Origin of the sequence: Mesorhizobium sp. M0601 (assembly GCF_040320845.1) — a bacterium.
In the GTDB taxonomy this organism is placed as follows: Bacteria; Pseudomonadota; Alphaproteobacteria; order Rhizobiales; family Rhizobiaceae; genus Mesorhizobium.
In genome coordinates, this window is sequence record NZ_JAMYQK010000069.1 from 1 (window position 1) to 12,805 (window position 12,805).

Consider the following 12,805-nt stretch of genomic DNA (forward strand, 5'->3'; position numbering starts at 1 on the left):
GGAAATGATTCGGATCGGCCTTAGCAACCAAATCCTACGTCATTTCAACGGCTTGAACCACATCCGCCAACCCACCGTGAATTTTTCAGGCTAGAGAACAGCAGCGCCATGGACAGTAACTTCTCCGGCCCTCTGGTGAAGATGATGGCCGAACTTGCTGCGTGAGCGTCTCGGTCCACATTATGGGTGCGTTCCGCCTCGCTCAAAGTCGAACAGCTGCTTCAGAAACTGCATCACTGCCCCGGACTACGGAAGAAGTGACGTTCCTACTTCTTCGAACTCAACTTTCGGCCGCTGTCCTTCAGCGGCCGAGGCCTGCTGGCCCTAACTGCAGATGATCAGGTTACGTCAACTGATTTGGTGATGCAGGTTGCGGGATTCACGGGTGGTGCGAATAAGTTCATAGAGTCGGAACGCAGTCGGATGCCGTGATTTGCCCGTGCTCCATGCCTTCCGCTCGCTGATTTCACCTGAGCTTTCTATTGGGTCCGAGGCCAAATCTTTGATGTTCGGCACCGAGCCAGTTTGGCGCAACGGAGAGCTCGTTGGATACCTTCGCTCCGCCGGGGTCGGCCATACTGTTGGGTGCAGCATCGGCGTGGGGTATCTCTCCTGCGACAGTGGGGTAACGGCGGAATGGCTTTCATCAGGTCTTTCGAAATCGAGATCGCTGGAGAGCGCTATTCAGCCATCGCTTCTCTGCGCCCATTCTTTGACGCCGGTGCTCCCATGTGAAGGGCGAGTGGCCGAACGCCGAAGTGTTGATAGCGCTGACCTTCTTAAGGCCTTAGAGATCGGCATTTTGAATGCGCCAGGATTCGTTTCCGGTCTCGACGATCTCGCAACGATGGGTGAGGCGATCGAGCAGCAGCGCGGTCGTCATCTTAGCGTCGCCCCTGCGATGTCACGTTGTCTGCATATAGCGCGTTGAGACGTGCGGCCGCTGATGTCAGCTGACCATGGCCACGGCTTTCCATTCCGCCATGGCCTGCAGGTGGTGAATATGGAGTAGCGAGAGCGGAGCGTTTTGAGCGGGGCGGGACGAAGAGATTGCGCAGAGCCGAGAAGATCGAAGCGAAGCGTTGCAGTGCTCCTGGTGATCGGAAGCCTTGCATCATCCGCTCCCGTTTTCGCAGCGGCACATGTGCATTCTCCGCCCGGTTGTTCAATCCTTGTGCTCGACCTTTGGCATCACCTGTCGCCTGGCTGCTCCATAGGAGCGGAGCTTGTCTGGCTCTGTTTTCAAGCCTACCCCCCCCTTCTGCTCGCCGCCTGACCCCAGGGAAATTACCGGTGTCCCGGCAAGGAGGCTGCGAGGTGATCCCCACGATTCGGGTATCTCAAAACCAGATGTTCTCGATACAAAGTTTATATTTGACGGCGGCCCGCTCGCGAATGAGTCTGATGCAATCAAAAGACCGAGAATGCGTGGGAAGAGCATCGGGTTTTGAAAATGCATCTTCAGCCATAAGAAAAAGGGGAAAGGGTTAAACTCATGAGCAAGAACTATCGCATTCTGGACCTCATCCGGCGCAGCCGCACGCCGCACGAAAACCATCTCATTGACGGCCTCGTCGATGGCCGTGTCAGCCGCCGCGACTTCGTGCGCCATGGCAGCCTGCTCGGCCTGTCGCTGCCGCTTCTGGGGGGCATCACCACGGCAGCCGGTCTCGGCGGCATGCCGTCGCTCGCCCGCGCCCAGAGCGCTTCCGGCGCCACCATGCGCGTTGCCTGCAGCCTGCCGGCAGCAGCCATCGACCCGGTCACCATCGCAGACGCCGGCGGCATCCTGGTCATTCAGCAGGTGGGCGAGTTCCTCTGCGTCGATGGCTCCGACCTCGTGCTGAAGCCTGCGTTGGCCGAAAGCTGGAAGCCGAATGACAAAGGCACTGTATGGACCTTCAAGCTGCGCAAGGGGGTGAAATTTCACAGCGGCGGCGAGATGAAGGCCGACGACGTGGTGGCTACCATCGACCGGCTCGCAGACCCGGCCGGCTCGTCCAATGCGCTGTCCGTCTTCAAGGGCGTCCTGCAGAAGGGCGCGACTAAGAAAGTCGACGACTACACCGTTGATTTCCACCTCGACGCGCCTAACGGCAACTTCCCGTATATGGTGTCGTCGGACAATTACAACGCCATCATTCTGCCTGCCGGCTACAAGGGCGACTACGAACAGAGCTTCGACGGCACCGGGCCGTTCAAGCTGGAAAAATACACGCCGAAAGTCGGTGCTTCATTTGTGCGGAACGAGGAATATTGGGGCGAGAAGGCGTTACCGGACCGCACGGAGTTCACTTTCTTCGACGACATCCAGCCTCAGATCCTGGCGCTGCAGGGAGGCCAGGTAGACATCGTAAACCAGCTATCGGGTATGACCGGCATTGGCCTGCTCAACGATCCGAATGTAGACATCATCCGCCTGAAGTCGACGACGAATCGGCAAGTGCACATGCGCTGCGACTCCGACCCGTTCAAGGACCCGCGCGTGCGCCGCGCGATTGCGCTCTCAATCGATCGCGACAAGGTGGTTGCCGGCCTGATGAAAGGGCGGGCATCGCTAGGCAACGACAGCCCGTTCGCGTCTGCGTATCCCTCGACCGATACGAGCGTGCCGCAGCGCAAGCAGGATATCGAGCAGGCCAAGCAGCTGATGGAAGCCGCCGGCGCCGGCAAGGGCTTCAAGGTGACGCTGACCACCCTGCGCTATCAGGAAATCCCGGCATACGCCCAGCTCATCCAGAACTGGGTTAAGGAAATCGGCATCGAACTCGACCTCAACATCCTCGATGAAGGCGCCTATTACGGAGAGGCGGTGTTCGGCAAATCGAACTGGCTGGATTCGGTGATGGGCATCACCGGCTATGGTCACCGCGGCGTGCCGAACGTGTTCCTTGCAGCACCCCTGAAGAGCGACGGCACCTGGAACGCGGCGCACTTCAAGAACACGGACTACGACACGCTGGCAGACAGCTACATCGCAGCGCTTGACCTTGAGGCGCAGAAGGCCACGGCCGGCAAGATCCAGAAGCTGCTGCTCGAGGAAACGCCTATCATCTTCGGCTATTTCTCCGATTACCTGACGGCGACGGCGAAAGGCGCGACCGGCGTGCAGCCGAGCCCCATGGGGCAGCTGTTCCTAGAAAAGGCATCGAAGGCCTAAGCGAAAAGCGAAAGCCAATCCTGTAACAGCCAGCTCCCACGTGGGGGCTGGCTCCATAAGGAGTCATAGCCATTCTCTCCTTCTTTGCCCGGCGTGTCTCGCTATCGCTGGTTACATTGTTCCTGCTCAGCATCATGGTGTTTCTGGGCGGCCAGGTGCTGCCTGGAAATGTAGGGCGCGCCATACTGGGCCCGTTTGCCGACCAGCGCGCAGTCGACGCACTCAATCACACGCTCGGCGTCGATCGTCCGCTGCTCACCCAGTACGCGACCTGGACCTGGAATTTTGTCCAGGGCGACATGGGCACGTCCTACATCTTCCGTTCGCCGGTGGCGCCCTTCGTCATCGATGCGCTGGGCAATTCGATGAAGCTGGCGGCGGTTGCCTTCGTGCTGGTGGTGCCGATCGGCATTCTGGGCGGCGTGGTGGCCGCGCTCAACCTCAACCGGCCGCTCGACCGCATCATCAGCCTTGGCGGTCTGTCCGTGACGGTGCTACCAGAGTTCGTCACCGGCATCATCCTCATCCTGATCTTCGGCGTCTGGCTGCGCTGGCTGCCGATCTCGGCGGCATGGCCGCGCGACGCCGGCTTCTTCACCCAGCTCTACTATCTGATCCTGCCGTCGCTGCCGCTGTTCCTGGTGCTGTTCGGCTATATCGCGCGCATGGCGCGCTCCGGCATGATCGAAGCGCTGGACTCCGACTACACCAGAACCGCGGTGCTCAAGGGCCTGCCGTGGCGAACGGTGATCTGGCGACATGTGCTGCGCAACGCGCTGCTGCCGACCATAACCGTCATCGCGACGCAGACCGGCTATCTCATCGGCGGCCTCGTCGTCATCGAGACGCTGTTCCGCTACCAGGGCATCGGCTCGCTGATCTTCACCGCCGCGCGCGGCAAGGATTTCCCGATGCTGGAGGCCGGCATCCTGACCATTGGCATCGTCTACGCGGTGGCCACTTTGGTCGCCGACTTCCTCTATTCCGTGCTCAATCCGCGCATCCGGCTGGGAGCAGAGCAATGAGCGCCACCGACACGCCCGTCGGCCTGCCCGCCGCACCCGACACGACACGACGCAGCCCCTGGGGCGAGGTGCTGCATTCGCTGCTGCGCTCCGGGACCTTCCTTGCTGGGCTGGCCATCGTGGTCTTCTGGATCGTCTGCGCCTTGTTCGGCGACCATTTCGTGCCTTACGACCCACTGGCGAGCGATGTCATCAACTCGCTCACACCACCGGCGACCGATCACTGGTTCGGCACCGACCAGATCGGCCGCGACGTCTTCTCGCGTGTCATCGTCGGCTCACGCGATATCCTGACCGTCGCCCCGCTGGCAACGCTGCTGGCGACGGTGGCCGGCACCGCACTTGGCCTGCTCACCGGTTATTTCCGCGGCATCGTCGACGATGTCGTCAGCCGCATCCTAGAGGCCTTCATGGCCATACCCGTGGTCATCGTGGCGCTGCTTGCCATCGTCGCGCTCGGCACTTCAAAGACTACGGTCATCGTCGTCATCGGCCTCAGTTTCGCGCCGATCATCGCCCGTACGGTGCGTTCGGCGGTGCTGGCCGAACGTGAACTCGACTATGTCGCCGCTGCTCAACTCCGGCACGAGAGCGCCATCCATACGATGTTCGTCGAGATCCTCCCGAACGTCATCCCGCCGATCCTCGTCGAAACAACCGTCCGTCTCGGCTACGCGATATTCGCGGTCGCCACGCTCTCCTTCATGGGCTTTGGCATCCAGCCACCCTCACCAGACTGGGGGCTCTCGATCTCCAGCAATTACGGCATGATCGGCGGCGGCTTCTGGTGGACGGTGTTGTTCGACGCGCTCGCCATCGCCTCGCTGGTGATCGGCGTCAACCTGGTGACCGACGGCGTTCATGGAGCGCTCAATGACTAACTCCGCAAAGGCTGAAAGCGCGCTCGAACTGCACGACCTCTCTGTCGCCTACCGGGTCGCCGGGCGCAACCGCGCCGTGCTGCGCAATCTCAGCCTCAACATCAGGCAAGGCGAGGCCTATGGGCTGGTCGGCGAATCCGGCTGCGGCAAATCCACTGTGGCGCTCACCGTCGTGCGCTATCTGCCCAGGAACGGCTTGATCACCGGTGGCGCGATCTCGCTGGATGGCAAGGATGTGATGAAGCTCGATGCTGAGGCCTTGCGGCGAGCGCGCGCCGAAAGCGTCTCGATGGTCTATCAGGATCCCGGCAAGGCGCTGAACCCGTCGATCCGCATCGGCCGGCAACTGACCGAAATCTTCGAGCTTGGCGGCATAAATGGGCAGGCGGCCGAAGACCGCGCGATCGCCATGCTGAACCGCGTGCGCATCTCCGATCCAAAGAGCGTCATGCAGCGCTATCCGCACCAGCTTTCGGGCGGCATGCAGCAGCGCGTGGCGATTGCCATGGCGCTGGCCAACGATCCGTCGATGCTGATCCTCGACGAGCCGACGACAGGCCTCGATGCGACGGTGGAGGCAGAGGTGCTCGACCTGATCGCGCAGCTCAGGCAGGAACTGTCGGCCTCGATCCTGTTCATCAGCCACAACCTCGCCGTCGTCTCCAACATGTGCGACCGGGTCGGCGTCCTCTATGCCGGCATGCTGGTCGAGGAAGGGCCGACGGAGGTCGTGTTCAACGATCCGCGCCACCCCTACACCGTTGCGTTGCTGCGCTGCCTGCCGCGCGGCGGCCAGCGCAAGGACCAGGGCCGTCTCGACACCATTCCGGGCTTCCTGCCGGGCATTGGCGCTGACATCAAGGGCTGTGCCTTCGCCGACCGCTGTGCCTTGGCAGACGAGCGCTGCCGCAGGGAACTGCCGCCGCTCTATGATCTGAGTGACGAGCGAGGCAGGCGCCTGTCGCGTTGCTTCTATCACGACAAGGCGCAGGCCCTGCCGCGCGCGACACCAAGCGATGTGGCGCCGGCACCAAAGCAGGAGGCGGCACCCGTGCTGCGCGTCTCGGGGCTGAACAAGACCTATGGCGGCCATGACCATCCCTTGCGCGCCGTCAAGGACGTCTCGCTCGAGGTGCGAGCCGGCGAGACGCTGGGGCTGGTCGGCGAATCCGGCAGCGGCAAGACCACTTTCGCCAGGCTGTTGCTAGGCCTTGTGCCGCCCGATGACGGCGGCACCATCGAGCTCGAGGGCAAGGCGTTGGCGCCACGGCTGGAGAACCGCAGCGACGACCAGGTCAAGGCGATGCAGATCGTCTTCCAGAACCCGGACTCGGCACTCAACCGTTCGCATTCGATCCGGCATCTCATCGGCCGGGCGCTGAAGCGGCTGGCAGGTTTGAGCGGCAAGGCACTGGAGGCCCGTCTCAACGACCTCATCCGCTCGGTGCGGCTCACCGAAAGGCATCTCGCCGTCAAGCCGCGCCAGCTTTCGGGCGGCCTGAAGCAGCGCGTCGCCATTGCGCGTGCCTTCGCCGGTGATCCACGCATTGTCGTGTGCGACGAGCCGACCTCGGCGCTCGATGTGTCGGTGCAGGCGGCCATTCTCAACCTGCTTGCCGACCTGCAATCCAAGGAGGACGTCAGCTACATCTTCATCTCGCACGATCTTGGCGTGGTGCGTTACCTCTCCGACAATATCGCCGTGCTCTATCTTGGCCGCGTCATGGAGATCGGGCCATCGGAGCAAGTCTTTTCCGGGCCGCATCACCCTTATACCGAAGCGCTGCTCTCGGCCGTGCCCAAGCTCGACCAGACTGAGACGGCGCGCATTCGGCTTGATGGCGAAATCCCCAGCGCCCTCAACCCGCCATCAGGCTGCGTCTTCCACACACGCTGCCCGCGCAAGATCGGCCCGATCTGCGAGCAGCAGGAACCGCCGCTGGCGGAAGCACAGCTCGGACATTCGATCCGATGCCATATCTCCTATGCGGAGCTGGCCAGGTTGCAGAAGGCGGTGGTGACCGAACCGGTAGAACGGAGTACGCTATGGAGCCTCGCGCAGGCCGAGTAGGTACGATGAGTGCTCCAACGGTCGCTGGATGTGTTTCCGCCCAACGGGTTCCGGGGGTGGTCATGGTCGGCAAGTCACCGGCTATGGCGACGCAGGAGCAAGCCAAGTGGGTTTTGTCACGTTAATCGGCGTGCGGTTGCTTGCTATGCCTCAACCTGAGTCTGCGTGAAGTTGAGGAAATGCTGCTCCAAGGAATTGACGTGTAATATGAAACGGTCCGCCGTTGGACGGCCAAGTTAGGACCCCAGATCGCATGCACCCTGTGGCGACGGCAGGCGCGCCCCGGCGATGTTTGGTATCTGACGAGGTCGTTGTGAATGCGCTGGCAGGCAGTTCTGGCTCTGGCGCGGGGTGGATCAGCAAGGCCGTTCTCGAGGAAATCTTGCAGAAGCGACGCGACAAGGCGGCGGCAAAGACTGAAGTGGCGCCCGGTCTCGACCATTTGGTCGCACAAGGGGCTCAACAACAGCCCTCTGCCGTTTAGAACACGCGAATCATGCCAGGCCGCCGATCGCCGGGAGCGTTGCAACGTTTCGTCTCCATGCACCGAGCTACCCGCAACTGCTTTTCAGTTCCCTCCCGCCGCCGTGCATGCTGCATGGACTGACGAACGATACAAGATGGGCTGCCAGACGAATTTCGAGATCGGCGCCTTCCGTCGCCGATATGTCACCGCGTTGGCACGAACAATATTTTTGGGAGAACCGACCGCTAGATCGCGGCACGTTCATCAGGCGTGCCTTGATGGTTTCCTCGCTGCCTTTGACGCTATACGGCCTGGAGTGAAGTGCAACGATGTGGAAAGAGCTTTTCGACGCGAATTTGGACCTGGGGGCGTGCGAAAGGAATCCAGAATCGGATATTCAATAGGCATCGATTGGTCGTCTGGCGACCCGAGCTTCCAAGAGAGCGATGAGACGGTTCTCCAACATGACCATGCATCTCATCATTGGCATCTTTGAACGGACCGATGGTTATATTTTCAGTGAAACCATTCGCGTAACCGATAATGGCGCGAAGTCCTTCAGCAATATGTCGCGCGACCTGCTGGTAAATCATTGACGTCTTGCGCCGCCGGCGCAGTGTGATGCGCTGTGCCGCATTCCAGAGAGCCTAGAAGGTTGCTGTCACGTTAAGTCCCCCTGCTTGAGAAGCCTTGAGGGTCTTTAGTTTTCGGGCGACGCAGGCCGCACTTTTCCAGGCATCGAAAGCCTCGGGGCGCGCCTGCCGTCGCCGCAGGTTGCATGGGACCTGGAGTTCGAAGTTGGCGGTCTAATAGTCGGGCCGTTTTCATAGACACGTCGATTCCTTGCTCGAGCAGTATGTATTTGCTCAAATTCACGCGGTCAGGTCGAAGCGTAGATCCCATGGGCCGGACTGGATAGCGACCGGAGCTCTTGGCAGAGTGAGGTCGTCCAAAACACCCACTCTGGAGCGAGCCATGCCAGTTACAGCCGACAGACCGGAATCGCCGGCCGCCATCCATACCGATCTTCGCGCGATATTTGTCTCGTTGGAACTCAGTCGGAAGACCTGGCTGATCACATCTTTATCGCCGGGCGCCGGGGAGAAGATGTCGAAGCACGCGGTGACGGCCGGCAATATCGCCGGCTTGCTCGAACGTGTCACCCAGTTGAAGGAGAAGGCACAAGCGCGGACGGGCCGGGACTTGCCGCTCATCACGATCCAAGAGGCCGGCCTCGACGGTTTCTGGAGCCACCGCGCGCTGCAGAACGAGGGGATCGAGAGCTGGATGGTCGATGCCGCGTCGATCCTGACTTCCCGGCGCTGGCGGCGCGCCAAGACCGACCGGATTGATGGCGAGACGCTGGTGCGCACGCTCTTAGCCTACAAGCGCGGTGAGCCACGGGTGTGCGCCATGGTCAAGGCCCCGACGCCCGAAGAGGAAGATCGGCGGCGGATTTGCCGTGAACGTAAGACCCTGACCGCTGAACGGGTTGAGCATGTAAATCGGATCAAGGGCTTACTATTCGCTCAGGGGATCAACGATTACGAGCCGTTGCGCCGTGACCGCCGCGCACGGCTGGAAAAACTCAAGACCGGCGATGGCCGTCATCTGCCGGATAACCTGAGGGCTCAAATCGCCCGTGAACTCGACCGGCTCGAAATTATCCTAGGCCAGATAAAGGCGGTTGAGGCCGAGCGGGACGCCCTGCTCAAGCCCATGAGCGGGACATCCCCGACGCCCGCTACGATGATTGCGCAGCTGAAGGGAATCGGTCCAGAATTCGGTGCGGTCCTCTGGTCCGAAGGACTATTCCGACACTTCGATAATCGAAGACAGTTGGCGGCCTACGCCGGGCTAGCGCCGACGCCTTGGAAGAGCGGGTCGATCGACCACGAACAGGGGGTGTCCAAGGCCGGCAATCCGCGGCTGCGAACAACAATGATACAGGTCGCTTGGCTGTGGCTGAGACACCAGCAGGATTCGGCGCTTAGTCGTTGGTTCCATGAACGGGTCAACCGCAACGGCGGCCGACGCAAAAAGTCGACGATCGTGGCGGTGGCGCGAAAACTCGTTATTGCGCTTTGGAGATATGCAACCGCCGGGCGAGCGCAACGTTCCGCAACCGCCACGAGGCGGGCGCGGTGATGCAGACCGACTATGCGGGCCACACCGTGCCCGTCGTTGATCCCGATACTGGCGTCATCTACCGGGCTCAGATCTTCGTTGCGGTGCTGGGCGCCTCGTCCTTCACCTTCGCCCATGTCAGCTTCAGCCAGAAGCTGCCGGACTGGATCGAGGGCCAGTGCCGGGCACTCACCTTCTTCGGCGGGGTAACGAAGGCGATCGTCTGCGACAATCTGAAAGGCCGGCGTCGCCAAGGCGCTGTGGTTCGAGCCGACCGCTCAACCAGACCTTCGCCGCCATAGCCGAACATTACGACACGACGATCCTGCCGACCCGCAGCCGCAAGCCGCGCGACAAGGGCAAGGTCGAGGGCGCGGTGCTGATCGTCGAGCGCTGGGTCCTGGCCCGGCTGCGCAACCGGCGCTTCTTCAGTCTCGGCGATCTCAATGCCGCAATCGCGGTGTTGCTGGAGGATCTGAACAACCGCCCCATGCGCCATGTCGGCAAAAGCCGCCGCGAACTGTTCGAGGAGATCGAGCGGTCGGCTCTGGCGCCGCTGCCGTCGGCGCCGTTCGAATATGCGGAGTGGAAATCGGCGAAGGTGCATCCCGACTACCATGTCGAGATCGACAGGACCTTCTACTCGGTGCCGCACGCGCTGATCGGGCGGCGCGTGGCTGCGAGCGGCGGACATGGCTGGCGACGCGCTTGTGATCATGGAAGAGCTCGACCACCCGGTGGGTGAGCCGCACATCCGCTGCGGCCATGTCACCGTCAACGAGCACATGCCCAAGGCGCACCAGCGCTATGCCAACACGACGCCGGCGAACCTGATCCGGCAGGCAGCCGGGATCGGCGCCAACACCGCCATCCTGGTCGAGCGCATGATGCGCGACCGTCCCCATCCCGAGCAGGGATACCGCTCCGCGTTTGGCATCCTCTCGCTGGCCCGTCGCTACGAGCGGGATCGGCTCGAGACAGCCTGCGCGCGGGCACTGACCATCAATGCGATCACCTACTCCTCCGTCAACGCCATCCTCAAACCCGGCCTCGACCGCGTGCCGCCCGCGGCCGAGCCGGTCAAGCCCACGCCATCGCACACCAACATCCGCGGCGGCTCCTATTATCAATGAAGGAAGGAAACCAACCATGCTGACACATCCAACCCTCGACCAGATGCAGGCTCTCGGCCTTGGCGGAATGGCCGCCGCCTATCGGGACTTGGCCGACCACAGCAACGCCGACGATCTCAGTCGCGACGAGTGGCTTGGCCTGATGCTCGATCGTGAAGCCGCCATGCGTGCCGACAAGCGTCTGACCAACCGTCTCGCGTTGCCAGGCTGCGCTTTGCCGATGCCTGCATCGAGAACATCGACTTCGCCGCGCATCGCGGGCTCGACCGGCGCAATACGCTGTCGCTGGCCCAGGGCGCCTGGCTGAAGGCGCATGAGAACCTGATCATCACCGGGCAGACCGGCACCGGAAAGACCTGGCTGGCCTGCGCCTTCGGACGTCAGGCCGCCCGGCTCGATCATTCCGTGCTCTACCTGCGCATGCCGCGTCTGTTCGAGGATCTCGCTCTGGCGCGTCTCGACGGCCGCTTTCCCCGTCTCATCGACAAGCTGGCTCGGGTGCAACTGCTCATCCTTGACGACTGGGGCACCCACAGCCTGACCGACCAGCAGCGTCTCGATCTGCTGGAAATCTTCGAGGAACGCTATCGCCGGAAATCGACGCTGATCACCGCGCAACTGCCCATCGCCCAGTGGCATGCCATGATCGGCGAGCCGACAATCGCCGACGCCATTCTCGACCGGATCATCCACAACGCCCATCGCCTCACCCTCGAAGGCGACAGCATGAGAAAGCAGAAAGCACCGCCGCTCTTGACCGGCGCCGAAAACGGCGAAATCAATCGCAAATGACTTCAACCAGGCACCCGAAGGCCGACCACATCCAGCTGTCCGCGACTTAGTGAAACTGCTGTCCGCGATTTAGCGGAACGACTGTCCCGTTTTTGCGAAATGCGCATTATGAGGCCAGAGGCAGCGGATTCCCATCAAGGCCAGGAGCGTGATCGCTCCAGCGACAGGCCGGATAGATTCACTGACTCGCAGCCGGGCCGACAGCGATTTACGCAATTGGGGTATAAAACTACGCGAGAAGATCGGCTTCAAACGCTCCGCTGTCGCTGTCGCCCGCAAGCTCGCCGCCGCTCCGGTGAGCTCTTCAACCGGGCGATGGCCACCGCGTAACTCTCGAGCTCTGCAGCGCCCATGGCGTGAAGAGGAGTCCCTGCCGGGACCGAGGCTGGTCCATTCCGTTAAGACCGTTGCACCACGAGTTTGCTCGGAGCGTGCGAGACATACGTTGGAAGGACCGTCCCGCGAAGCACCATGATGCGGCGACGCATGTCGACCGCGTAGACGACCATGCTCCCGGCAAACAACTTCCCGCACCTAAAAAGGCGCTTGCAAATCTCGCTATTAGACGACGACGGTCTTACCATACATGGAGATGATCTTCTCGTCGAAGTCTGGGAAGCGGCGCTGATATTTGGCGATCAGCTTCGGATCGAAGGTTCCGGCACGGTCGCGCGGGATCGAAAGCGTCATCTTCGATGTGCCCGTCAGCACCGACTTCCGCGAATGGCCGTTGCGACGATTGACATTCCCCTCGGTGCTCTCGTCCTCGAGGTGCTCGTCGAGTTCGGCATTCCGAAAGCGCCTTCTTCAGATCGTCGAGCAGCCCATCTCGGGCGAACACCTCATTGGGAGTTCAGCGAGCCACCGGCCCACATCCGTCTCGGTAGTGAGACCGGCGGCAGGAGCAAGCATTTTGCCGAGTGCCCGTCGTCACCCAATCGGCTCATCGCCTCGACGGGCGGTGCAAGACACCAGTGCAACCCGAATGGCGCCACGTGATCCGGAAGCGGTTCAAGTCTCGAACGTCGCAAGGAAACTCGCCATGAGCCGCTCGGTCACGACGTCCAGGCTCTCGCTTTCGCGACCAATCCATTCCGCGAATGGTCTGATTTGAATATCACCATAGGATCAGGCGGGCCGCGCGGTCTTG

The 12,805-nt window shown here is 61.7% G+C and carries 8 protein-coding genes and 8 pseudogenes; 12 read left to right on the forward strand and 4 right to left on the reverse strand.

Annotated elements, in window-relative coordinates; translation table 11 throughout:
• Positions 1-505: 505 nt before the first annotated feature.
• A pseudogene (locus NKI41_RS31830) lies at positions 506-556 on the forward strand (hypothetical protein); the annotation flags it as partial.
• Between the two features lie 231 nt (positions 557-787).
• Here NKI41_RS31830 and NKI41_RS31835 read toward each other — a convergent pair.
• Positions 788-895, reverse strand: a pseudogene (locus tag NKI41_RS31835) (ATP-binding protein); the annotation flags it as partial.
• A 54-nt stretch (positions 896-949) separates the two neighbouring features.
• Positions 950-1,231 (reverse strand): annotated as a pseudogene (locus NKI41_RS31840) (DDE-type integrase/transposase/recombinase); the annotation flags it as partial.
• Positions 1,232-1,495: 264 nt separating this feature from the next.
• Between NKI41_RS31840 and NKI41_RS31845 the strand changes: the two are divergent.
• The 11 genes and pseudogenes from NKI41_RS31845 to NKI41_RS31890 form a co-directional block, all read left to right on the forward strand.
• A complete protein-coding gene (locus NKI41_RS31845; RefSeq protein ID WP_352686902.1) occupies positions 1,496-3,160 on the forward strand; it encodes an ABC transporter substrate-binding protein in 1,665 nt (554 codons plus the stop codon).
• 71 nt (positions 3,161-3,231) lie between these two features.
• Positions 3,232-4,185: an ABC transporter permease gene (locus NKI41_RS31850; protein WP_352686911.1), complete on the forward strand. Its 954-nt coding sequence runs from the start codon at positions 3,232-3,234 to the stop codon at positions 4,183-4,185.
• A complete protein-coding gene (locus tag NKI41_RS31855; protein ID WP_352686904.1) occupies positions 4,182-5,066 on the forward strand; it encodes an ABC transporter permease in 885 nt (294 codons plus the stop codon). Before NKI41_RS31850 ends, NKI41_RS31855 begins: the two co-directional genes overlap by 4 nt.
• Positions 5,059-7,137, forward strand: a complete 2,079-nt coding sequence (locus NKI41_RS31860) for a dipeptide ABC transporter ATP-binding protein (protein ID WP_352686906.1) — start codon at positions 5,059-5,061, stop codon at positions 7,135-7,137. The genes NKI41_RS31855 and NKI41_RS31860 overlap by 8 nt, the downstream gene beginning before the upstream one ends.
• 143 nt (positions 7,138-7,280) lie before the next feature.
• Positions 7,281-7,729 (forward strand): annotated as a pseudogene (locus NKI41_RS33430) (transposase family protein); the annotation flags it as partial.
• A 28-nt stretch (positions 7,730-7,757) separates the two neighbouring features.
• On the forward strand, positions 7,758-8,099 hold the full coding sequence (locus NKI41_RS31865) for a M24 family metallopeptidase (RefSeq protein ID WP_352686908.1): 342 nt from the start codon (positions 7,758-7,760) through the stop codon (positions 8,097-8,099).
• On the forward strand, positions 8,068-8,199 hold the full coding sequence (locus NKI41_RS31870; RefSeq protein WP_352686914.1) for a hypothetical protein: 132 nt from the start codon (positions 8,068-8,070) through the stop codon (positions 8,197-8,199). Before NKI41_RS31865 ends, NKI41_RS31870 begins: the two co-directional genes overlap by 32 nt.
• A gap of 379 nt (positions 8,200-8,578) precedes the next feature.
• Positions 8,579-9,751, forward strand: coding sequence for an IS110 family RNA-guided transposase (locus NKI41_RS31875; RefSeq protein WP_352686909.1), 1,173 nt, complete (start codon positions 8,579-8,581; stop codon positions 9,749-9,751).
• Positions 9,703-10,863, forward strand: a pseudogene (istA, locus tag NKI41_RS31880) (IS21 family transposase); the annotation flags it as partial. The gene NKI41_RS31875 and the pseudogene istA, both read left to right, overlap by 49 nt.
• Positions 10,864-10,879: 16 nt before the next feature.
• Positions 10,880-11,655 (forward strand): annotated as a pseudogene (istB, locus tag NKI41_RS31885) (IS21-like element helper ATPase IstB).
• Positions 11,656-11,836: 181 nt separating this feature from the next.
• Positions 11,837-11,985, forward strand: a pseudogene (locus NKI41_RS31890) (IS110 family transposase); the annotation flags it as partial.
• Between the two features lie 234 nt (positions 11,986-12,219).
• On the opposite strand, the pseudogene NKI41_RS31895 reads toward NKI41_RS31890, so the two are convergent.
• Together NKI41_RS31895 and NKI41_RS33435 are read right to left on the reverse strand one after the other, a co-directional pair.
• Positions 12,220-12,496, reverse strand: a pseudogene (locus tag NKI41_RS31895) (transposase); the annotation flags it as partial.
• Position 12,497: 1 nt separating this feature from the next.
• Positions 12,498-12,602 (reverse strand): hypothetical protein, encoded by a 105-nt coding sequence (locus NKI41_RS33435; RefSeq protein WP_502901263.1) that lies wholly within the window; start codon positions 12,600-12,602, stop codon positions 12,498-12,500.
• Between the last annotated feature and the right edge of the window lie 203 nt (positions 12,603-12,805).

Coding starts and splice junctions, on each gene's coding strand:
- NKI41_RS31855 (WP_352686904.1), top strand. CDS start 4,182: ATGAGCGCCACCGACACGCCCGTCGGCCTGCCCGCCGCACCCGACACG.
- NKI41_RS31865 (WP_352686908.1), top strand. CDS start 7,758: ATGGGCTGCCAGACGAATTTCGAGATCGGCGCCTTCCGTCGCCGATAT.
- NKI41_RS31870 (WP_352686914.1), top strand. CDS start 8,068: ATGACCATGCATCTCATCATTGGCATCTTTGAACGGACCGATGGTTAT.
- NKI41_RS31845 (WP_352686902.1), top strand. CDS start 1,496: ATGAGCAAGAACTATCGCATTCTGGACCTCATCCGGCGCAGCCGCACG.
- NKI41_RS31860 (WP_352686906.1), top strand. CDS start 5,059: ATGACTAACTCCGCAAAGGCTGAAAGCGCGCTCGAACTGCACGACCTC.
- NKI41_RS33435 (WP_502901263.1), bottom strand. CDS start 12,602: ATGAGCCGATTGGGTGACGACGGGCACTCGGCAAAATGCTTGCTCCTG.
- NKI41_RS31875 (WP_352686909.1), top strand. CDS start 8,579: ATGCCAGTTACAGCCGACAGACCGGAATCGCCGGCCGCCATCCATACC.